Source organism: Rhodosalinus halophilus, assembly GCF_003298775.1.
Lineage (GTDB): Bacteria > Pseudomonadota > Alphaproteobacteria > Rhodobacterales > Rhodobacteraceae > Rhodosalinus > Rhodosalinus halophilus.
Genome location: NZ_QNTQ01000006.1, coordinates 1 through 19,892, shown reverse-complemented (window position 1 = coordinate 19,892; position 19,892 = coordinate 1). Strand labels below are relative to the sequence as shown.

The 19,892-nt window shown below is 69.5% G+C and carries 18 protein-coding genes and 1 pseudogene; 3 read left to right on the top strand and 16 right to left on the bottom strand.

Annotation, left to right across the window (positions count from 1 at the left end):
- Positions 1-72: 72 nt before the first annotated feature.
- Positions 73-555: a MarR family winged helix-turn-helix transcriptional regulator gene (locus DRV85_RS06705; RefSeq protein WP_113288687.1), complete on the top strand. Its 483-nt coding sequence runs from the start codon at positions 73-75 to the stop codon at positions 553-555.
- Here the strand turns inward: DRV85_RS06705 and DRV85_RS06700 are convergent.
- From DRV85_RS06700 to DRV85_RS06690, 3 genes are all read right to left on the bottom strand, one after another.
- Positions 552-1,535: a cyclodeaminase gene (locus DRV85_RS06700; RefSeq protein WP_113288686.1), complete on the bottom strand. Its 984-nt coding sequence runs from the start codon at positions 1,533-1,535 to the stop codon at positions 552-554. The two genes, DRV85_RS06705 and DRV85_RS06700, sit on opposite strands and share 4 nt — an antisense overlap.
- A 97-nt stretch (positions 1,536-1,632) precedes the next feature.
- On the bottom strand, positions 1,633-2,334 hold the full coding sequence (locus DRV85_RS06695) for a response regulator (protein WP_113288685.1): 702 nt from the start codon (positions 2,332-2,334) through the stop codon (positions 1,633-1,635).
- On the bottom strand, positions 2,331-2,843 hold the full coding sequence (locus DRV85_RS06690) for a MarR family winged helix-turn-helix transcriptional regulator (RefSeq protein WP_113288684.1): 513 nt from the start codon (positions 2,841-2,843) through the stop codon (positions 2,331-2,333). The genes DRV85_RS06695 and DRV85_RS06690 overlap by 4 nt, the downstream gene beginning before the upstream one ends.
- Positions 2,844-2,999: 156 nt before the next feature.
- On the opposite strand from DRV85_RS06690, the gene DRV85_RS06685 reads away from it, so the two are divergent.
- Positions 3,000-3,866 carry a branched-chain amino acid aminotransferase gene (locus DRV85_RS06685; RefSeq protein WP_113288683.1) on the top strand — a complete coding sequence of 289 codons (867 nt, stop codon included), beginning with the start codon at positions 3,000-3,002 and terminating at the stop codon, positions 3,864-3,866.
- A 108-nt stretch (positions 3,867-3,974) separates the two neighbouring features.
- Here the strand turns inward: DRV85_RS06685 and DRV85_RS06680 are convergent, their stop codons facing one another.
- From DRV85_RS06680 to clpS, 3 genes are read right to left on the bottom strand one after another with little or no spacing between them, the layout of a single operon-like run.
- Complete coding sequence (locus tag DRV85_RS06680; protein ID WP_113288682.1) at positions 3,975-4,775, bottom strand: SDR family NAD(P)-dependent oxidoreductase; 801 nt, start codon at positions 4,773-4,775, stop codon at positions 3,975-3,977.
- A gap of 24 nt (positions 4,776-4,799) precedes the next feature.
- Positions 4,800-5,786: a class I SAM-dependent methyltransferase gene (locus DRV85_RS06675; RefSeq protein ID WP_113288681.1), complete on the bottom strand. Its 987-nt coding sequence runs from the start codon at positions 5,784-5,786 to the stop codon at positions 4,800-4,802.
- Between the two features lie 10 nt (positions 5,787-5,796).
- Positions 5,797-6,117, bottom strand: coding sequence for an ATP-dependent Clp protease adapter ClpS (clpS, locus tag DRV85_RS06670; protein ID WP_199525879.1), 321 nt, complete (start codon positions 6,115-6,117; stop codon positions 5,797-5,799).
- A 418-nt stretch (positions 6,118-6,535) separates the two neighbouring features.
- Between clpS and DRV85_RS06665 the strand changes: the two genes are divergently transcribed.
- On the top strand, positions 6,536-7,909 hold the full coding sequence (locus DRV85_RS06665) for a D-alanyl-D-alanine carboxypeptidase family protein (RefSeq protein ID WP_113288679.1): 1,374 nt from the start codon (positions 6,536-6,538) through the stop codon (positions 7,907-7,909).
- Between the two features lie 75 nt (positions 7,910-7,984).
- On the opposite strand, the gene ccoS is transcribed toward DRV85_RS06665, so the two are convergent.
- The 10 genes and pseudogenes from ccoS to DRV85_RS06615 form a co-directional block, all read right to left on the bottom strand.
- A complete protein-coding gene (gene ccoS / locus DRV85_RS06660) occupies positions 7,985-8,143 on the bottom strand; it encodes a cbb3-type cytochrome oxidase assembly protein CcoS (RefSeq protein WP_113288678.1) in 159 nt (52 codons plus the stop codon).
- Positions 8,140-10,338, bottom strand: a complete 2,199-nt coding sequence (locus tag DRV85_RS06655) for a heavy metal translocating P-type ATPase (RefSeq protein ID WP_113288677.1) — start codon at positions 10,336-10,338, stop codon at positions 8,140-8,142. Before DRV85_RS06655 ends, ccoS begins: the two co-directional genes overlap by 4 nt.
- A 5-nt stretch (positions 10,339-10,343) precedes the next feature.
- Positions 10,344-10,805, bottom strand: coding sequence for a FixH family protein (locus tag DRV85_RS06650; protein WP_113288676.1), 462 nt, complete (start codon positions 10,803-10,805; stop codon positions 10,344-10,346).
- Positions 10,802-12,358 (bottom strand): RdxA/RdxB/FixG family protein, encoded by a 1,557-nt coding sequence (locus tag DRV85_RS06645; RefSeq protein ID WP_113288675.1) that lies wholly within the window; start codon positions 12,356-12,358, stop codon positions 10,802-10,804. Before DRV85_RS06645 ends, DRV85_RS06650 begins: the two co-directional genes overlap by 4 nt.
- Positions 12,359-12,458: 100 nt before the next feature.
- Complete coding sequence (locus DRV85_RS06640; protein ID WP_113288674.1) at positions 12,459-13,340, bottom strand: LysR family transcriptional regulator; 882 nt, start codon at positions 13,338-13,340, stop codon at positions 12,459-12,461.
- A gap of 314 nt (positions 13,341-13,654) precedes the next feature.
- On the bottom strand, positions 13,655-15,904 hold the full coding sequence (gene katG / locus DRV85_RS06635; RefSeq protein WP_113288673.1) for a catalase/peroxidase HPI: 2,250 nt from the start codon (positions 15,902-15,904) through the stop codon (positions 13,655-13,657).
- Positions 15,905-16,200: 296 nt separating this feature from the next.
- Entirely contained in the window at positions 16,201-17,469 is a 1,269-nt protein-coding gene (gene arsJ / locus DRV85_RS06630) for an organoarsenical effux MFS transporter ArsJ (RefSeq protein WP_113288672.1), read from the bottom strand.
- On the bottom strand, positions 17,466-18,464 hold the full coding sequence (locus DRV85_RS06625) for an ArsJ-associated glyceraldehyde-3-phosphate dehydrogenase (RefSeq protein WP_113288671.1): 999 nt from the start codon (positions 18,462-18,464) through the stop codon (positions 17,466-17,468). The genes arsJ and DRV85_RS06625 overlap by 4 nt, the downstream gene beginning before the upstream one ends.
- A complete protein-coding gene (locus DRV85_RS06620) occupies positions 18,461-19,306 on the bottom strand; it encodes an arsenate reductase/protein-tyrosine-phosphatase family protein (RefSeq protein ID WP_113288670.1) in 846 nt (281 codons plus the stop codon). The genes DRV85_RS06625 and DRV85_RS06620 overlap by 4 nt, the downstream gene beginning before the upstream one ends.
- Positions 19,307-19,392: 86 nt before the next feature.
- Positions 19,393-19,892 (bottom strand): annotated as a pseudogene (locus tag DRV85_RS06615) (hypothetical protein); the annotation flags it as partial.

The window sequence follows — 19,892 nt, the reverse complement described above, 5'->3', positions numbered from 1 at the left end:
GTCGCGCCTGAACGTCGCATACTTATGATAAGTATACTTGTCAATTAGGCTGCCGCACCATACAGTTTCGCCATGCGCGACCTCTACCGGATGCCCGGCCATCTGATCCGGCGGATGCACCAGATCTCCGTCTCGGTCTTCGCCGCGCGGATGCGGGCGGCGGGGCAGGATCTGACGCCGGTGCAGTTCGCCGCCCTCGCCGCGCTTTCGGCACACTCCGGCGTCGACCAGGCCACGCTCGCTGGTCTGATCGCCTACGACCGCGTGACGCTCGGCGGCGTCGTGGACCGGCTGGAGGCCAAGGGCTACCTCGTCCGCGAGGTGAGCGAGACGGACCGCCGTGCCCGAATCCTGCGGCTCACGCCCGAGGGAGAGGCCGCTCTCGACCGCGCCCGGCCGGTGGTGGACGCCGTGCAGGACGAAATGCTGGCCGGACTGACACGCGCCGAGCGGGACGAGCTGCTGCGCCTGCTGCATAAGGCGGCGGAGGCCGGCAACGCCCGCAGCCGGGCCCCCCTGCGCGCCCCCCAGGCCGAGCGCCCCGCACAGGGCTAGGTGCGGATCACGGTTCCCGCTACGCCGGCGCGTGTGAGCGCATGGGCGGCGACGGCGGTGTCCTGTGCGCCGGTGCCGGTCAGATCCGCGATGGTGATCTCGGTCTCCGCCTGCCGGCCCGGGACGGCCCCGGTGACCACCTGGCCGAGCTCGGGCGGCGATGCCTGAACGAGCCCCGCGGCGCGCGCCGCGCGCAATTCGCCCATCGCCTCGGCCTGCGCCACCCTGTCAGCGACGTAGAGATGCGCCTGTGCCAGCGCGGCAGGCTCGATCTCGTTCTTGCCGGGCTGGTCCGAGCCCATCGCGGTGACATGCAGGCCCGGATGCAGCCAGGACGCCCGCAGCACCGGCGTGGTCGCCGGCGTCGTGGTTACGACCAGCTGGCTCTCGGCCACGAGCCGGGCCGGGTCGGTCGCGACCTCGGCCTCGACCCCGAGCGACGCCCGCAGATCCGCGGCGCAGACCTCTGCCTTTTCGCCCGACCGGCCCCAGACCAGCACGCGCGGGAAGCCGCGCACGAGATGCGCCGCCTGTATCTGAAGCCGCGCCTGCACGCCGGTGCCGATCACCCCGGCCGTCTCGACATGGCGGGGCGCGAGGTGCTTCGCCGCCACCGCCCCGGCGGCGGCGGTGCGGATGTCGGTCAGATACCCGTTGTCGAGAAACACCGCCTGCACCATCCCCGTCTGCGCCGAGAGCAGAACCATGAAGCCGTTGAGCGAGGGCAGGCCGATCTTCGGGTTGTCGAAGAAGCCGGGAGAGACCTTGACGGCGAAGCCGTCGAAGCCCGGCAGATAGGCGGTCTTGACGTCCACCTCGGCGTTGCGGTCGTGCAGCGCCATGGACATCACGGGCGGCATGACCACGCCTTCGCCGGCCAGCGCCGCGAAGGCACGCTCGATCGCCTCGACGAGCGCATGATCGAGCTGCACCGCGTGGCGCAGATCGCTCTCGGTCAGGATGCGAATCTCCTGCGACATCGGCCGGACCTCCCCTCGTGCCTCGCGCTCATCGTGCCGCGACGGGCGCGGCGTGCAAGTCCCGTGCCACACGACGGGCGCGACACGCGACACGGCGCTAGTCGGGCGCGAGCATGTAGCCCTCGCCGCGCACCGTCTGCAGGTAACGCGGCTGCTTGGGATCGGCCTCGAGCTTGCGGCGCAGGCGGGTGATCTGAACGTCCACGGCGCGCTCCTGCACCTGGTGCCCGCCGCGCCCGAGATCCGCGACGAGACGTGCGCGGCTGATCGGCTCCCCCGGCCGTGCCGCGAAGAGCCGCATCAGCTGCGCCTCGGTCGAGGTGAGCCGCACGGGCGCATCACCGTTCCAGAGCTCCGCGCGCGCCACGTCGTAGCGCAGCGGCCCCATGTGCAGCAGCTTCGGTGCGGCGTCTTCGGATTCCGCCTCGGGCACCCGGCGCAGGATCGCGTTGATCCTGAGAAGCAGTTCCCGCGGCTCGAAGGGCTTGGCGAGATAGTCGTCCGCGCCGGCCTCCAGCCCCGCGATGCGGTGTTCGGTCTCGCTGCGCGCGGTGAGCAGGAGCACGGGCGTGTCGCGCTCGGCGCGCAGCATGCGCGTGAAGGCGATGCCGTCCTCGCCCGGCATCATCACGTCGAGCACGATAAGGTCGAAGTCGAGCCCGGCCATGATCCGCCGGGCATGGTCCGCGTCACGCGCGGTGGTCACGAGAAAGCCGTTGCGCACGAGGAACTTGCGCAGAAGGCCGCGCAGCCGCTCGTCATCGTCGACGATCAGCAGATGCGCCTCGCTCCCGCTCATCCGCGGCCCTCGCGCAGCGCCCGGTAATGCCGGCGCATCTCGGGATCCATCATCGCCTCGAGGACGGTTCGGAAACCCGCCACCGCCTCTGGCCCCGCAGCCCGGTAGGCGGCGCGCATCCGGGCGCGCTGCGCGTCCGACAGCTGCCGCTCGAGTGCCTCGCCCCGCTCGGTCAGGTAGAGATGCCGCTCACGCTTGTCCGAGCGGCCCACGCGGCTTTCCACCAGCCCGTCGGCGATCAGGGTGCGCAGGACGCGGTTGAGCGACTGCTTGGTCACGCCCAGGATCGACAGAAGGTTGTTGACGGTGGTGCCGGGGGCGCCGTTTATGAAGTGCAGCGCCCTGTGATGCGCGCGACCGTAACCGTAGTCCGCGAGTATGCGGTCGGGATCTGCGGTGAAGCCCCGGTAGGCGAAGAACATCGCCTCGATCCCCTGCCGCAACTGCTCGTCGGTCAGGAAGAGAAGCGTCTCGCTTCCGGTTGCCGCGGCGCTGCGCCCGTCGCTCATGCTGCGCCTCCCTCGCTTGGGGAGAGCTTACGTCAGCCTTATTGACATTCCAAGAGCCGGTTGGTAGCGAGTCGCGCATTTTGCGCAATTTTATGTCCACTTCGGACGTAAGCCGCGCAACAATCGGAAAGCGCCGGCGAGGGAAGGGCACCGGAGATGACAGGCTACGACGATCGCGACGGGAAGATCTGGCTGGACGGAGAGCTCGTGGACTGGCGCGCGGCCAAGGTGCATGTCCTCAGTCATGCGCTGCACTACGCAAGCTCGGTCTTCGAGGGTGAGCGCGCCTACGGCGGCCGCATCTTCGCCAGCCGCGCGCATTCCGAGCGACTGCGTGCGAGCGGCGAGGCGATCGACATGCCCGTGCCCTGGACCGTGGACGAGATCGAGGCGGCCAAGGCGCAGGTGATGCAGGCCAACGGGCTCTCCGACGCCTATGTGCGCGCGGTCGCCTGGCGCGGCGCCGGCGAGGACATGGGCGTGAGCTCCGCCCGCAACCCCGTCCGACTGGCCGTCGCGGCCTGGGAATGGGGGGCCTACTACGGCGATTCGAAGACGCGCGGCGCGAAGCTCGACATCTCGAAATGGAAGCGCCCCAGCCCCGAGACGATCCCCAGCCACGCCAAGGCCGCCGGCCTCTACATGATCTGCACCATGTCCAAGCACGCCGCCGAAGCGAAGGGCTGCGCCGACGCGATGATGTTCGACTACCGCGGCTATGTCGCCGAGGCCACCGGTGCCAACATCTTCTTCGTCAAGGACGGCGAGGTGCACACGCCGCTGCCCGACTGCTTCCTCAACGGCATCACGCGACAGACGGTGATCGGCCTGCTGCGCGACCGGCAGGTGAAGGTGCACGAACGCCATATCGAACCGGCCGAACTGGAGGGCTTTCAGCAGTGCTGGCTCACCGGGACGGCCGCGGAGGTCACGCCCGTGGGGCAGATCGGCGACTACGCCTTCGAGGTCGGCGCGCTGACCCGCGAGATCGCGGAGGCCTACGAGACGCTGGTGAGACGTTGAGTTCGCCACGCCCGCGGCGCGGCTCTGTGGGCTTTTCATTACCGACGGAGAAAGACCGCAGGGAAAAACAGGCCCGGCGCATGCCTCGCGCGCTGCCGGGCACCTGTTTCAGTGCGCCGGCGCCGCCACCGGGTCGAGCAGGGTGCGCCCGCCGTCCACGGTCATGATCTGCCCGGTGACGAAGCCCGCGCCCTCGGAGGCGAGAAACTGCACCGCCTCGGCCAGCTCGCCCGGCGCCGCGATGCGGTTGAGCGGCGTGTGGTCCTCGATGTCCTCGCGGTAGGTCGCGTTCTGCTGCAGGGCGCCCTTGAGGCTCGAGGACATCACCGAGCCGAAGGCCACGGCGTTCACGCGGATGCGATGCGGCGCCAGCGCCACGGCAAGCGAGCGCGTCATCTGGTCGAGCGCGGCGGACGAGACCGAATAGGCCATGAGATCGGGATGGGTGCGTCGCGCGGCGATGGAGGACATGTTGACGATCGCGCCCACCTGTCCCTCGCTCTGGCCCTCGGCCTGCTTGATCATGCGCCGCGCCACCATCTGGCTGAGGCGAAGGCTGGTCAGCAGGTTCTGCTCCAGAAGCGTCTCGACCGACTCGTCCTCGGGGTCGAGGGGGTCGGAGGCCAGCATCTGACGCGAGGCGTTCACGAGGATGTCGATGCGGTCGAAGGCGTCGATGGTGGCGGAGAGAAGGTTCGCCACGGTCAGCCGCTCGCGCAGATCGCCGGCGAAGTAGCGGATCGCGCTGTCGTCGGCGAGTTCACCCAATTCATGCGCCAGCGCCGCCTCGTCCATGTCCGCGAACATCACGTTGGCGCCGCGGTCGGCGAAGTGCCGCCCGATGGCGAGTCCGATGCCGCGCGCGGCGCCGGTGACGATGGCGGTCTTGCCGTCGATGGAAAAGCTCATGAGTCCCTGCCTTGTCCGGGCATGTCAGCGCGCCGGCCGCGCCGCCTCGATCACCTTGTAGCGCGCATCACCCGCGATCTCCCGCACCGCGCCGAAGCGGCGCGAGAGTTCCGCCTCGTAGGGCAGATGACGGTTGGCGACAAGCCACAGCCGCCCCGAAGGCGCCAGCATCTCCGCGGCCGCGGCGACGAAGGCGCGGCCGAGGTCGGGATCGTCGGCGCGGCCGGCGTGGAAGGGCGGGTTGGTGACGACGCCGCCCAGCGGCGTCTCGGGTCGCCAGCATCGCGCGTCGGCCCAGTGGAAGACGGCGCGCGGATCGGTCACGTTCTCGCGCGCGCAGTCGAGCGCGATGCGGTCGGCCTCGACGAGGTGCAACTGCCGGATCTCGGTCCGTTCCAGCACGCGCGTGGCGAGATAGCCCCAGCCCGCACCGAGATCCGCCATCTCCTCCGGCAGGCGGGCCGGCAGCGCCTCGGCCAGCAGCACCGAGCCGGGATCGGGCCCGTCCGCAGAAAAGACGCCCGGCGCGGTGACGAAACCACCCGCCACGCGCTGCCGCGCGGGCGGCGCCCATCCGGCGGGCGCGCGGTCTGCGGGAAACCAGAAGAGCTTGCCATGTCCCTTCGAGATCGGTGCCGAGACCGCAAGCTCGCGCCGCAGCTCGCGCAGGATCGATTCGACGCCGTCGGTCTTCTGACCGTCGACGATGACCGGCCCGCCGACGACGACTTCGCGCGCCGCGGCCGCGATCAGCCCGCGCGCGAGCGCCTTGGCGCGCGGCAGGATCACGAGCGCGGCGGCATAGGGGCCGCCCAGGGCGGGCGCGACCGCGAACCCCTGCCGCGCGAAATCGTCGTGCATCGGCTGCACGGGCTGGACCACCTCCACGCGGTCGCGCGGCAGGCTCGACAGATCGGTGTCCGAACGCGGGTGCACGACGGCGATTCGCCCCTCGGGCGGCAGGGCGAGGGCGCCGTCCTCCAGCGCGAGCCTGAGGCGCGGCGCGGACATGACGCGCCGCCTATTCCTTTTCCATGGTGCACTGGAGCGGATGCTGATGCCGGCGCGCGAAGTCCATGACCTGCGCCACCTTGGTCTCCGCGATCTCGTGGCTGAACACGCCGACGACCGCCACGCCCTTCTTGTGCACGGTCAGCATGATCTCGAAGGCCTGAGCGTGGCTCATGCCGAAGAAGCGCTCGAGCACGTGCACGACGAATTCCATCGGCGTGTAGTCGTCGTTGAGCATCAGCACCTTGTAGAGCGGCGGCCGCTTGGTGCGCGGCTTGGTCTCGATCACGACATTCGTGTCCGCCCCGTCCCCGTCGGGCCGGCCGGACATCACTATGGGGGTCCGGATCGCAAAGCTCATGGGAGTGTCGTGCTTCTGGGCCACTTCGGCGGGAATATAGCGGCTCATGCGCGTGAGAAAAGAGGGCGCGGCCGCCGAGTTTCGGCAGCTTGCCCTGACGACCGGTATGGCAGGGCTTCGCGCCACGGCCCGAAGCGACAGGGGCCGCGGCGCGATGGCGCGACGGCCGAGGAGGAAGATCGCTGATCTTGCGTTGGTGGCGAGCGCGTCCACCAGATATCGCGAGGCCTCGCGAACATCAGGGGAAAAAGCTTTCAGTGAAAGGCTTTATCGCGCATTCTTCTTGTGGTATATGCTGCCCAAACAAAAATCGTCGGCGCGCAGTGCGCCGGCCCGAGGCAGACGAGGCAAGACAGTGAAGAGAGGGCAGCCCCCGCGGCCCGTCCGGATGGGCCTCTATTTCATCGCGTTTCTCTGGTTCGTCGCGGTCGTTCCGCTGAGCGTCGCGGCCGCGCCCTACGCGGCGATGGTGATGGACGCACGCAACGGTCAGGTGCTTCATTCCGAGAACGCCGACACCCGACTGCATCCCGCATCGCTCACCAAGATGATGACGCTCTACGTCGTCTTCGAGGCGGTCGAGAACGGCGAGATCGGTCTCGACGACATGGTGACGATTTCGCGCGCGGCGGCGGCGGAGCCGCCGTCCAAGCTGGGCCTGCGCAGCGGACAGAAGATCAAGCTGCGCTATCTCATCCGGGCCGCAGCCGTGAAATCGGCCAATGACGCGGCGACAGCGCTGGCCGAGGCGATCTCGGGCTCGGAAGCCGCCTTCGCGCGTCGGATGAACCGCACGGCCAAGGCCCTCGGCATGACGCGGACGACGTTCCGCAACGCGCACGGCCTGACCGAGGAGGGGCATCTCTCCACCGCCCGAGACATGACGATCCTGGGGCGGCATCTGTTCTACGACTATCCCGAGTACTACAACCTGTTCTCGCGGCGCTCGACGCATGCCGGCATCAAGACCGTGCCCAACACCAATCGCCGCCTGCTCGCCGCCTATCGCGGCGCGGACGGGATCAAGACCGGGTATACACGTGCCGCGGGCTTCAATCTCGTCGCATCGGCCGAGCGCGGCGGCGAGAGGGTCATCGCAACGGTGTTCGGGGGCCGGTCCTCGGCGTGGCGCAATCAGCGCGTCGCGGAGCTGCTGGATCTCGGGTTCCGCGAGGCGCCGACCCGCGTCGCCGTGCGCCGCCCCGCCCGGCCCGCCTACGCAGGCCCCGTGACCGACGGACGGGTCGGCAAGACCGTTCGGGTGAGCGGGCTGGTGACACGCTCGCTGCGGCCGTTGCCGCGCCCCGGCCCGGCCGCCGACGCGGTCGCCGTGGCAGAAGTCGTGGCTCAGACCGTCGAGGCGGTGGTGCTGGCGGAGGCCGGAGAGGCCGCGGAGGTGGCGCAGGGCGCGGCCGGCGCACCCTCCGCGAGTCCCGCGCCGGCGACCCGGCCTGCCGCGATCGCGGCAGCCATGACGACCGAACAATCCCAGCCCGAGGTGGTCACGCGCGTCTCGACCTCCGGCGGGCGGCACTGGGCGGTCAACGTGGGCCGCTATCCCTCGCGCTACGATGCGGAGAAGGTGCTGCTGACCACGGCGCTCACGGACATCTCTGCGCTGGACGGCGCGTTGCGCAAGGTGGTCCGGCGGTCGGGCGGCTTCGACGCGCAATTCGTCGGACTGACCCGCGACGGCGCAGATCGCGCCTGCCAGCGGCTGCAGGCCCGCAACATCACCTGCTTCATGGTGGGGCCAAGCTGAGGCGCACCGCTCGGTCGCGTCCTCTTCGGGCGCGCCGCGCTAAGAGGCCCCGCACGGGGCCGATGAGCGCCGCAGTCAGGGCTTCGGCGCGTCGTCGTAGTCGTCCGACAGGATGCGCCGCGCGTCGCCCTCGGGGTCGTCGTATTGCCGCGAGCGCACCGTGTAGATGAAGAACACGAGGCCCATGCCGCCCAGAAAGACGGAGATCGGGATCAGATAGGCCAGAACGTTCATGTCCGCCCCTTCAGCCTGAGCGCGTTGAGCGAGACGGTAATCGAAGAGGCCGACATCGCCAAGGCCGCGACCAGCGGCGTGGCCCAGCCCACCACCGCGATCGGCACCGCGATCACGTTGTAGAGCGTCGCCAGCCGGAAGTTCTCGTGGATTCGTCTCGTGGCCGAGCGCGCCACCGCGATCGCATCGGCCACCGGCGAGAGATCCCCGCCCAGAAGCACGATGTCCGAGGCCACGCGCGCCGCATCGAGCGCCGAGGCGGGCGAGATCGAGACATGCGCGGCGGCGAGCGCCGCGGTGTCGTTGAGCCCATCGCCCACCATGAGCACATGCGCGCCCTGGCGCTCCAGTTCGGAGATGCGCGCGGCCTTGTCCTCGGGCCGCATGGCGGCCTGCCATTCGCCGATCCCGAGCCGTGCGGCCAGCGCCGCGACCGGCGCCTCGGCATCGCCCGAGAGCAGCAGGATCCGCTTGCCGTCGGCCCCGAGCGCCGCGACGGCCTCTTCCGCGCCCTCGCGCAGCCGGTCGGTGAAGGCGAAGGCCACCGGCGCGGCGCCCTCGAGGCCAAGCCACGCCTCGGTCGTCTCGCCCTGCGGTGCGCCCAGCCAGTCGGCGCGGCCCAGCCGGACGGTCCTGCCCTGCCAGAGCGCCTCGGTCCCCTGCCCCGGGATCTCGCGCAGGGTCTCGATCTCGGCGGGCGCGATCCCGCGGGCGGCGATCGCCTGCGCCAGCGCCTTCGACAGCGGATGCGCCGAGCCTTCCGCCAGTGCGCGGGCGAGCGCCAGCTCCGCCTCGGTCCGGTCGTCCAGATTCACGGGCTCCGGCATACCGGCAGTCAGCGTGCCGGTCTTGTCGAACACGACCGTATCGACCGCCGCCAGCCGTTCCAGCGCGGTCGCGTTCTTGATCAGCAGGCCCTTGCGGAAGAGCCGCCCGGAGGCGGCCGTCGTCACCGCCGGCACGGCGAGGCCCAGCGCACAGGGGCAGGTGATGATGAGCACGGCGGCCGCGATATTGAGCGACACGCGCATGTCGCCCGACCAGATCAGCCAGCCGAGGAAGCTGAGGCCCGCCAGGATATGGACGCCCGGCGCGTAGAGCTTGGCCGCCTTGTCGGCGAGCGGCGTGTAGCGGGAGCGGCCCGACTCCGCCACCGCGACGAGTTCGGCCATGCGGTGGAGCGAGGTCTCCTCTCCCACCGCCGTGGCGCGGACCACGAGCGGCCCGGTCAGATTGACCTCGCCTGCGCTCACCTCCATGCCGGCGTCCGCCCGCACGGGCAGCGTCTCACCGGTCAGCAGGGACCGGTCCAGCTCGGAGGCGCCCTCCACGATCACGCCGTCCACCGGCATCCGTCCGCCGGGCTTGACCCGCACCAGGTCACCCGCGGCAAGATCGGACACGGCCACAGTCTCTTCCGCCCCGTCGCGCAGGCGAAGCGCGCGCGGCACCTCGAGCGCGGCGAGCTCCTCGGCCGCGGAGCGGGCGACGGCGCGGGTGCGGTGATCCAGCCAGCGGCCGGCGAGAAGGAAGAAGGTGAGCGCGATGGCGGCGTCGAAATAGGCGTGCTTGCCCGACAGCGCCGTTTCCCAGAGGGACGTGACGACCGCGAGCGCGATGGCGAGCGAGATCGGCACATCCATGTTGAGCCGCCCGGCGCGCAGAGCGCCCCAGGCGTTGCGGAAGAAGGGCTGCGCCGAGAACGCGATCGCCGGCAGCGCGATGGCGGCGGAGACCCAGTGGAACAGGTCGCGCGTCGGCCCCTCGGCCCCCGACCAGACGGCGATCGAGAGCAGCATGACGTTCATCATGGCGAAGCCCGCCACCGCCATGCGCATCAACAGGTCGCGGCCCGCGCGGTCCGTCTCGGTCACCGCGATCGCGCCGGCGTCGAGTTCGTGCGCCTCGTAGCCGGCCCGCTCCAGAACCGGGATAAGATCCGCGGCGGTGACGCCCGGATCGGCCTCGACTGTCGCCCGCTTCAGCGTGAGGTTCACCCGCGCCGAACGCACGCCCGGCGCCTCGCCCAGCGCCCGCTCGACGCCGGAGATGCAGCCGGCACAGTGGATCTTGGGCAGCGAGAGCGCCACGCGCGTGCCGCCCCGCGCGGCGGCACGTTCGGCGATCTCCGCCGCAGCGGGGGCGGCGGAACAGGCCGGACAGGCCGAAGCGGCTGGCGCCTGAAGCGTGCTCACCTGCGTCAGCCTCGCACTCGAAGCTCCAGCCGCTGCTCGAAGCGTGTGCCGTCGGCAGCTTCGGCGTCGACCCGGACGGTCCAGTAGCCCTCGCCCAGGTCGGCGGGACCGACGAAATCGCGCCCGTCGAAGGTGAGCTCGGGGCGGAAGTCCTGCCGGACGTGCGTTGGCCGGCCGACCAGGGCCTCGAACCGATGGGGCTGCACGGGCGCGCCGGCCGAGTCGCGGATGGAAAGAACGAGATAGCCGTCTTCCAGCGCCGCCTCGGCCTGCCAGCCCAGCGCCTCCTGGGCCGCGCGCCGGTCGTCGAAGCTCTGCGAGGCGATGTAGGAGTTCTTCACCTCGAGCCCCGGGAAGGTGGCCACCGCGTTCCACGCGAGCGCCAGATTGACCGAGATGATGATGCCGAAGGCCCCGATGAAGATGGCTGCGGCGTGCCGGCCGGTGAACTTGCGTTCTTCGCTCACTGGATGTCCCTCCCGAAGAAGACGGTGTCGTTGTGGGCGCGTTCCGCGTTGGTCAGGTCCTCGACCCAGAAACGGAACTCGGTGCGTTCGCTGACCGCAGGCCCTGAGTTCGGCGGCGCGATGACGTAGACCCGCTGCAGGTAGGTCTCGTTCGCGGGCACGGTCACGGTCTCGTAGGGGGTGCCTTCGAGCTGAACCCGCAGCTGCGGATGCCCGGTCAGCGAGATGCGGAACGGCCGGTCTTCGCCGTGCTTGTTGAGAAGCCGCACGTCGTAGGTGTTGCGCACCGATCCGTCGGACAGGATCACGTTGATCGGGTTGCGCTCGGGCGCGACGGTCATCTCGATCTCGGGCCGGATGAACAGCGCGAAGAGCAGCCCCAGCCCCACCAGCGCCCACAGCGTGGTGTAAAGGATGACGCGCGGGCGGAAGATGTGCTTCCACACGGGCTTGGGCGCGCCTCCGGCGCGCTCGCGCTCCTCGTCAGAAAGCGCGATGTAGTCGATCAGGCCGCGCGGCTTGCCGATCTTGGCCATCACGTCGTCACAAGCGTCGATGCAGAGCGCGCAGGTGATGCACTCGAGCTGCTGACCCTCGCGGATGTCGATGCCCATGGGACAGACGTTCACGCAGGCCATGCAGTCGATGCAGTCGCCGGTTTCCTGCTCCATGTCCTCGGGCCGCACGCCGCCCGGCGCGTTGGGCTTCGGCGTGGGCGCGTAACGCGGCGGGCCGTCGCCGCCGGCGGCGTGCGTCGCCTCCTCTGCGGCCTCTGCCGCCTTGACGCTCGCGCGGCGGACGTTGTGCTTGCCGCGAGGCTCGCCCCGCCAGGCGCGATAGGCGACGGTCAGCGTCTCCTCGTCCATCATCGCCGCCTGAATGCGCGGCCAGGGACAGGCGTAGATGCAGATCTGCTCCCGCGCGAAACCGCCGAAGAAGAAGGTGGTGCCCGTGAGGATCGCGACGGTGGTATAGGCCGCCGGATGCGCGTTCAGCGTGAAGAGATCGACCAGCAACGTCGGCGCGTCGGCGAAGTAGAACACCCAGGCCCCGCCGGTGGCCACGGCGATCAGCAGCCAGGTGATCCACTTCGTGAGCCGCAGGCGCGCCTTGCGGAAGTCGAGCTTCTTCTGCCGGTGCAGGCGCAGGCGCGCGTTGCGGTCGCCCTCGATCCAGCGTTCCACCAGGATGAAGAGGTCGGTCCACACGGTCTGCGGGCAGGCGTAGCCGCACCAGACACGGCCCAGCGCGGATGTGAACAGAAACAGCCCGAGCCCCGCCATGATCAGAAGACCCGCGACGAAGTAGAACTCGTGCGGCCAGATCTCGATCCAGAAGAAGAAGAAGCGGCGGTTGGCGAGGTCGATCAGGACGGCCTGATCCGGCAGCTGCGGGCCGCGGTCCCAGCGGATCCAGGGCGTCACGTAGTAGATCCCCAGCGTGACGATCATGATGATCCACTTGAGGTTGCGGAACCTGCCCGACACCCGGCGCGGGAAGATCGGCTCGCGCGCGGCGTAGAGTTTCGGGGCTTCGCTGTCGCTGCTGCTCACGGGGAATCGCTCCGGAAAATCTGGCTATCCGTTGCAGGATTTCTGTCAGGCCCGGGCGTGCCGAACCTTGACCTGCATCAATCCTGTATCTGTGATCTACCTATTGCGCCTGCGCTGCGGCTTCACGCCGCATCCATGCGCAGAAGGCCCGCGCCGCCGGTCGCAGGACACCCGGCCGCGTGACCAGGTGATAGGCGCGCCCGTCGCGCTCCTCGTGGATCAGCTCCAGCCGCCCGGCCTCGAGGTCGCCGTGCACGAAGAGCCGCGCGGTGACGGCAACCCCCTGCCCCGACCGCGCCGCGTCGAGCATCAGGTTGCCCGGAAGCTGCAAAAGCCCGCCCAGCCGCCGCGCCTCGACCCCGCGGCGCGCGAGCCAGTCGGTCGTCTCCGAGGTGCCGAGCTCCTGCAGGACCGTGAGCCCGTCGAGGGCGGCCAGGCCCCGCTCCGGCCGCTCCGCGAGCAGCGAAGGCGCGGCGACGAGCACGGTCGTGGTCGGGATGACCTCTTCGGCCTCGAGCCCTGCGAAGGGCGGCGTGCCGTAGCGAACCGCCACGTCGATTCCGCCCGGATCGAGCGACACGAGCGCCGGCGTCGGATTCACCATCAGGTCGATGTCCGGGTGACGCTCGCGGAAGCGGGCGAGCCGCGGCATGAGCCAGTTGGCGGCGAACGCCGGGGTGACGGAGACCTGCAGCGGCCGCGCGGCCTCGGCCCCGGTGAGCGCCTCGACGGCGCGGCCCATCTCGGCGAAGCCGCGGCGCAGCGCGTCGGCCAGCAACACGCCCTCCGGCGTCAGGCGCTGCGGCCGCGCCGCCCGGTCGAGCAGCGCGACGCCGAGGTGTCCCTCCAGCGCGCGGATCTGCTGGCTGACGGCGGCATGGCTCACGTTGAGCGCGCCGGCGGCGGCGACGACGGAACCGGAGTCGGCATAGGCCGCGAAGGCCCGCAGCGCAGCGAGCGGCGGCAGGGCGCGCCAGTCCATGTGTAAGCCTGCCTTACAGTGTGGAAACTTTCCTGAGTGGCAGGATGCCCCAATAGCGCGCATTTTCAAGCGCAGAACGCACGAGGTTGGAGGTCACCCCATGTTGGATCTGCTTGCACGCTCGCTCATGCTCGCGACATTGCCGGACCGCCGGCCGCCCGAGCGTCGGCGCGCGCCCGGCACCACGTCGCGCGAACTTCCGCGCCTCTGCGCCCGGCCGCGTGGAACCGGCGAGGAGACGCACGCCTGAAAAGGCGAACGGCGCCCCGGTCGAACCGGGGCGCCGCCCTGACGCTTGCGCTGTGTTGGAGCGGTCAGGCCGCCTTGCGCGCCGCCGCCCGCTTCAGATCGAAGCGATCGAGCTCCATGACCTTGGTCCAGGCATTGACGAAGTCCTTCACGAACTTGTCGCCGTTGTCGTCCTGGGCATAGACCTCGGCCAGCGCGCGCAGCTGCGAGTTGGACCCGAAGACCAGATCGACGCGCGTGGCCGTGTGCTTGACCTCGCCGGTCTTGCGGTCACGCCCCTCGAAGACCTGATGGCTGTCGTCGGCCGGCTGCCACTCGATCCCCATGTCCATGAGCGTGCGGAAGAAGTCGTTGGTCAGCGCGCCCACGCGGTCGGTGAAGACGCCGTGCTTTTCCGACTGGGCATGGTTGGCGCCGATCGCCCGCATGCCGCCCAAGAGCACGGTCATCTCCGGCGCCGAGAGCGTGAGAAGCTGCGCCTTGTCCACCATCAGCTGCTCGGCCGAGATGTTGTACTCGGTCTTGAGGTAGTTCCGCCAGGCGTCGGCGAAGGGCTCGAGCACCTCGAAGGACTCGGCGTCCGTCTGCTCCTCGGTCGCGTCGGTGCGGCCGGGGGTGAAGGGCACCTCGATGTCGTGGCCCGCGGCCTTCGCCGCCTGCTCGACCGCGGCGCAGCCGGCCAGCACGATCAGGTCGGCGAGCGAGATCTTCTTGCCGCCCGAGGCGCCGGCGTCGAAGTCCGCCTTGATGCCTTCCAGCGTCGAGAGAACCTTCTGCAGTTCGTCGGGCTGGTTGGCCTCCCAGTCCTTCTGCGGCGCGAGGCGGATGCGCGCGCCGTTCGGCCCGCCCCGCATGTCCGAACCGCGGAAGGTCACGGCAGAGCCCCAGGCCACGCGGACGAGCTCCTGCGTGCTGAGTCCCGAGTCGAGCACCTTGGCCTTGAGCGCCTTGATGTCGGCGTCATCGACCAGCGGGTGATCCACCTCCGGCACCGGATCCTGCCAGATCAGGTCTTCTTCCGGCACCTCGGGACCGACGTAGCGCGTCTTGGGCCCCATGTCGCGGTGCGTGAGCTTGTACCACGCGCGGGCGAAGGCGTCGGCGAACTCGTCGGGGTTCTCGTAGAAGTGACGCGAGATCTTCTCGTACTCGGGGTCCATCCGCATCGCCATGTCGGCGGTGGTCATGATGGTCGTCACCTTCTTCGACGGATCGTCGGCGGCGGGCGCCATGTGATCCTCGTCGGGGTTCTTGGGCTGCCACTGCCAGGCGCCGGCGGGCGACTTCACGAGCTCCCACTCGTGCTCGAAGAGCATCTCGAAGTAGCCCATGTCCCATTTGATCGGGTTGGGCGTCCAGGCACCCTCGATGCCCGAGGTGATGGCCTGCGCGCCCATGCCCGAGCCGAAGCGCGACTTCCAGCCCAGGCCCATCTCGGTGATGTCCGCGCCCTCGGGCTCGGCACCGACGAGGCCGGCATCGCCTGCGCCGTGGCACTTGCCGAAGGTATGGCCACCCGCGGTCAGCGCGACGGTCTCGTAGTCGTTCATCGCCATCCGCGCGAAGGTCTCGCGGATGTCCTTGGCCGAGGCGAGCGGGTCGGGCTTGCCGTCAGGGCCTTCGGGGTTGACGTAGATCAGGCCCATCTGCACCGCCGCGAGCGGGTTCTCGAGTTCGCGCTCGCCCGAATAGCGGCTGCCCTCCTTGTCGGAGGTGGCGAGCCACTCGCGCTCGGAGCCCCAGTAGACATCCTCTTCGGGGCCCCAGACATCCTCGCGTCCGCCGCCGAAGCCGAAGGTCTTGCCGCCCATCGATTCGATGGCGACGTTGCCGGCGAGAACCATCAGGTCCGCCCAGCTGAGCTTGTTGCCGTACTTCTGCTTGATCGGCCAGAGCAGGCGGCGGGCCTTGTCGAGGTTCGCGTTGTCCGGCCAGGAGTTGAGCGGCGCGAAGCGCTGCTGCCCCGAGCCCGCGCCGCCGCGGCCGTCGCCGGTGCGGTAGGTGCCCGCCGAGTGCCAGGCCATGCGGATGAAGAGGCCGCCGTAGTGGCCGTAGTCCGCCGGCCACCAGTCCTGGCTGTCGGTCATCAGCGCGGTGAGATCCTTCTTGAGCTGATCGTAGTCGATCGACGCGAAGGCCTCGGCATAGTCGAAGTCTGGATCCATCGGATCCGCGGCGGGCGGGTTCTGGTGCAGGATGTTGAGGTTGAGCTGGTTGGGCCACCAGTCGCGGTTGCTGCGCACGTTGAAGGTGGTGTGAATGCCCATACCGTGCATCACCGGGCATCCGCCCTGTGCTTCGTCGTTTCCGTCCATGGATTCTCTCCCGTTCGTCGTCCTGTCGTCAGACTGTCGCTGCAGGGAAGGCTCGACCATGCGCCGCGGCGTATCGCGGCGGGCACGCAGGATGGAGCGCGGGTAGATTCCGCACGCCCGGCAATGCTGTCATGGTCCGCTCCTCAGCTCCCTTTTAGAACGTATCAAAAGAAGGCCATTAGCCAAAGTTGTATTTTCTCATGAGAAGCATAGGAAAATCTTATGATAAACTCGGCGAAACGGGCGCAGACCGGACCGCAAGACACGCTTCGGCACCGGCAGCGCCCGCCCCGTCGTCAGGCCGAGGCCGTCTCCATGCCCTCCGCGCGCAGGCGCGCGGACACCAGCGCGGACAAGGCGACCATCGCCGTCGCCATCCCCAGCATCAGGGCGAGGCCCCCGATCTGATAGGTCAGCCCCGACAGGACGGTGCCAAGAAGGCGCCCGCCCGCGTTGGCCATGTAGTAGAAGCCCACGTCCATCGTCACACGCTCGGCCTTCGTGAAGGCCAGGATCAGGTAGGAATGCAGCGACGAGTTGACCGCGAAGGTCGCGCCGAAGACCAGCAGTCCGGCGACCAGGGTCACGGTCAGCCAGAGCTGCGGCGCGGGCGATGCGAGCGCCGCGATCGTGAGCGCCGCGGGCACCGCGGCCAGCGCCCAGGCCCAGCCGCGCGCGGCGGCCACGAGCTCGTCCTCGGGGCGAGTCGCGGCGCGCAACAGCCGCGGCGCGAGCGCTTGAACAGCGCCGTAGAGGATGATCCACCCCGCCATGAAGGTGCCGATCATGAAGAAGGCGGCGCGGTCGCCCGCTTCGGTGCCGTCGGAGAGCACGGCATAGAAGTAGATCGGGATGCCCACGACGAACCAGACGTCCCGCGCGCCGAAGAGAAACACCCGCGCCGCCGAGAGCCAGTTGACGTTCGCGGACTTCGAGAAGACTTCGGAGAACTTCGCCCCCTTCCGCCCCCGCGGCAGACCGGGCGGCATCGCGATCAGCACGGCCACGAGAATGACGGCGAGCACCGCGGCCATCCCCAGCACCGCCCAGGCGAAGCCCAGCGTGGCGAGCAGGCCGGCGCCGAGCAGAAAGCCCAGCCCTTTCACCGCGTTCTTCGATCCCGTGAGCAGGGCCACCCAGCGGAAGAGCCCGCCGTCGTCCGACGGCGCCAGAAGCTTGACGGCGGACTTTGACGACATCTTGGCCAGATCCTTGGCCACGCCGCTCGCCCCCTGCACGACCATCACGTAGGCCACGGAGAGGCCGAGCGCCCAGCCGGGCTCGAGCTGCGCCAGCGCCACCAGCGCCACGACCTGGATCCCGAGCCCCGCGTAGAGCGTCGAGGTCAGCCCGAAGCGCGCGGCAATCCAGCCTGCCGAGAGATTGGTGACCATCCCCGCGATCTCGTAGAGCACGAAGAGATAGGCGAGCTGGACGGGCGTGAAGCCCAGGGTGTGAAAGTGCAGCAGCACCAGCATGCGAAGCGCGCCGTCGGTGAGCATGAACGCCCAGTAGGCCGCCGTCACCGCGATGTAGGCCGACAGGCCCTCGGGCCACGCGGTCACAGCCGCGCTCCCACCATCAGGGCCACGTCCACCAGCCGGTGAGCATAACCCATCTCGTTGTCGTACCAGGCATAGACCTTCACCTGCGTGCCATTCACGACCATGGTCGAGGGCGCGTCCACGATCCCCGAGCGGGGATCGTTCACGTAGTCGGCCGAGACGAGCGGGCGCTCCTCGTAGCCGAGTATGCCTTTCAGTTCGCCCTCCGCCGCGGCGCGGAAGAGCGCGTTCACCTCCGCCGCGCTGGTCTCGCGCGTCACCTCGAAGACGCCGTCGGTGATCGAGGCGTTGAGCAGCGGCACGCGCACGGCATGCCCGTCGAGCCTGCCCTCGAGGTCGGGGAAAATGGCGGTGATCGCCGTGGCGCTGCCCGTGGTGGTCGGGATCAGCGAATTGAGCGCCGAGCGTGCGCGCCGCAGGTCCTTCGCGGGACGATCCACGATCACCTGCGTGTTGGTCACGTCGTGGATCGTGGTGATCGAGCCGTGGCGGATGCCCAGTCCTTCGTGCAGCACCTTCACCACCGGTGCGAGGCAGTTGGTCGTGCAGGAGGCAGCCGTGATGATCCGGTGCCGGGCGGGGTCGTAGATGTCGTCGTTCACGCCGTAGACGATGTTGGCGGCCTCCGCGTCCTTCACCGGGGCGGAGACGACGACCTTCTTCACGCCCGCGTCGAAACAGGGCGCGAGCTTCTCCGCCGACTTGAACACGCCGGTGCAGTCGATGAGCACATCGACACCCTGAAGCGGGAGATCCTCCAGTCGCCCGGCGCCCGGGAAGGGCAGCCGCACGCCGTCGATCGTCACGCTCTCCGGGTCGTGGGCGAAGGCCGCGTCCCACCGCCCGTGCACCGTGTCGAACTCCAGAAGATGCGCGTGCATCTCGGGGTCGCCCACGGCGTCGTTGATCCAGGCGATCTCGGCGCCCCGCTCGAGCAGCGGGCGCAGCGCCAGTTTGCCGACCCGGCCCAGTCCGTTCAGCGCATAGACGGTCATGCCGGCTCTCCCGCATCGCTGCGGGCAAGGTCGTCCACGGCCTTCTGGAGAGAGATCCGGTCGAGCTGGTCGATCGGCAGCGCGGTGAAGGCGAGCAGGCGGTTGCGGAGCGCGCCGTAGGCCTGCTGGAAGGCGAGCGCCTTCTCGGCCTCGGTGCCCTCGACCTTCACCGGGTCGGGCATCCCCCAGTGCGCGCTGATCGGCTGGCCCGGCCAGGGCGGGCATTCCTCGTTCGCCGCCTGGTCGCAGACGGTGAAGACGAAATCCATCTCCGGGGCGTCCGGCCGCTGGAACTCCGAGACGTTCTTGGCCCGCAGGAGCGAGACGTCGTGCCCCTTGTCCTCGAGCACCTTCACCGCGAAGGGGTTGAGCTCCGAGTAGGGGCGGGTTCCGGCGGAATGAGCCTCGAACCGATCGCCCGCCATGTCGCGGAGGATCGACTCGGCGAAGATCGAGCGGGCGGAGTTGCCCGAACAGATAAAGAGCACGTTGTATTTGCGGTCGGGCACGGCGCGGCGTCCTGTGACAGAGGGGGAAGGGAGCGGCGGGCAGAGCCCGGGCCGCCCGCGGCAGCAGTCCTCGAGCAGGAATTCCATGATGTCGCCCACCGCCGACACCTCGGCGCGGTAGAGCAGCGAGGTGCCCTGCCGGCGCTGGCCGACGAGGCCCGCCTGCGCGAGCGCGGAGAGATAGACCGAGAGCGTCGAGGGCTTGACGCCCAGGGCGCGCCCGATCTCTCCGGCCGGCACATCGTCGGGCAGCCGCCGCATGAGCAGGCGAAAGACGGCCATGCGGCCGGGGTGCCCGAGCACCGTCAGACGGTCGAGAATCACGGCTTCCATAATTCACGAATAATCGAAATACCTCTGACGCACAAGGAGCTCTGACACAGAGGCACGCACGCCCGAACGCGGTCCGCGCCCGCCCCTCAGAGGAAGGTGAAGTCCTCCAGCCCCAGCTCCGCGGCCGCCACGCCTTCCAGCAGGATGCTGTGGCCCTGGTGGTTCATCAGCACGCCTTGCGCGGTATCGGTGATGTTCAGCGCGTCGATATAGCCCTCGAGGCCCGAGCCGGGCGCGTTCTCGACCCCTCGCATGACGAAGCTGTCCACGCCGTCCTCGAAATCGGTGATCACGTCGTCGCCGACATCCTGGAAGAAGTTGTAGACGAACTCGTCCGCGCCCTCTCCGCCGGTCAGCGTGTCGTCGCCCTCGCCGCCGTTGATCCTGTCGTCGCCGTCGCCGCCGTCGATCGAATCGTCGCGCCCGCCGCCGGCGAGGAAGTCGTGGCCCTCCCCGCCTGCGATCACGTCGTCGCCCTCGCCGCCGCCGACGCTGTCGTCGCCGTCGCCCGCGTCGATCACGTCCCGGCCGAGGCCGCCGCCGATGGCGTCGGCGCCTGTCCCGCCCGCGACGGTGTCGTCGCTGA

What these genes read in the sequence shown, in the direction of transcription:
- DRV85_RS06705 (WP_113288687.1), top strand. Translation starts at nt 73, where the DNA reads ATGCGCGACCTCTACCGGATGCCCGGCCATCTGATCCGGCGGATGCAC.
- DRV85_RS06700 (WP_113288686.1), bottom strand. Translation starts at nt 1,535, where the DNA reads ATGTCGCAGGAGATTCGCATCCTGACCGAGAGCGATCTGCGCCACGCG.
- DRV85_RS06695 (WP_113288685.1), bottom strand. Translation starts at nt 2,334, where the DNA reads ATGAGCGGGAGCGAGGCGCATCTGCTGATCGTCGACGATGACGAGCGG.
- DRV85_RS06690 (WP_113288684.1), bottom strand. Translation starts at nt 2,843, where the DNA reads ATGAGCGACGGGCGCAGCGCCGCGGCAACCGGAAGCGAGACGCTTCTC.
- DRV85_RS06685 (WP_113288683.1), top strand. Translation starts at nt 3,000, where the DNA reads ATGACAGGCTACGACGATCGCGACGGGAAGATCTGGCTGGACGGAGAG.
- DRV85_RS06680 (WP_113288682.1), bottom strand. Translation starts at nt 4,775, where the DNA reads ATGAGCTTTTCCATCGACGGCAAGACCGCCATCGTCACCGGCGCCGCG.
- DRV85_RS06675 (WP_113288681.1), bottom strand. Translation starts at nt 5,786, where the DNA reads ATGTCCGCGCCGCGCCTCAGGCTCGCGCTGGAGGACGGCGCCCTCGCC.
- clpS (WP_199525879.1), bottom strand. Translation starts at nt 6,117, where the DNA reads ATGTCCGGCCGGCCCGACGGGGACGGGGCGGACACGAATGTCGTGATC.
- DRV85_RS06665 (WP_113288679.1), top strand. Translation starts at nt 6,536, where the DNA reads ATGGGCCTCTATTTCATCGCGTTTCTCTGGTTCGTCGCGGTCGTTCCG.
- ccoS (WP_113288678.1), bottom strand. Translation starts at nt 8,143, where the DNA reads ATGAACGTTCTGGCCTATCTGATCCCGATCTCCGTCTTTCTGGGCGGC.
- DRV85_RS06640 (WP_113288674.1), bottom strand. Translation starts at nt 13,340, where the DNA reads ATGGACTGGCGCGCCCTGCCGCCGCTCGCTGCGCTGCGGGCCTTCGCG.
- katG (WP_113288673.1), bottom strand. Translation starts at nt 15,904, where the DNA reads ATGGACGGAAACGACGAAGCACAGGGCGGATGCCCGGTGATGCACGGT.
- DRV85_RS06625 (WP_113288671.1), bottom strand. Translation starts at nt 18,464, where the DNA reads ATGACCGTCTATGCGCTGAACGGACTGGGCCGGGTCGGCAAACTGGCG.
- DRV85_RS06620 (WP_113288670.1), bottom strand. Translation starts at nt 19,306, where the DNA reads ATGGAAGCCGTGATTCTCGACCGTCTGACGGTGCTCGGGCACCCCGGC.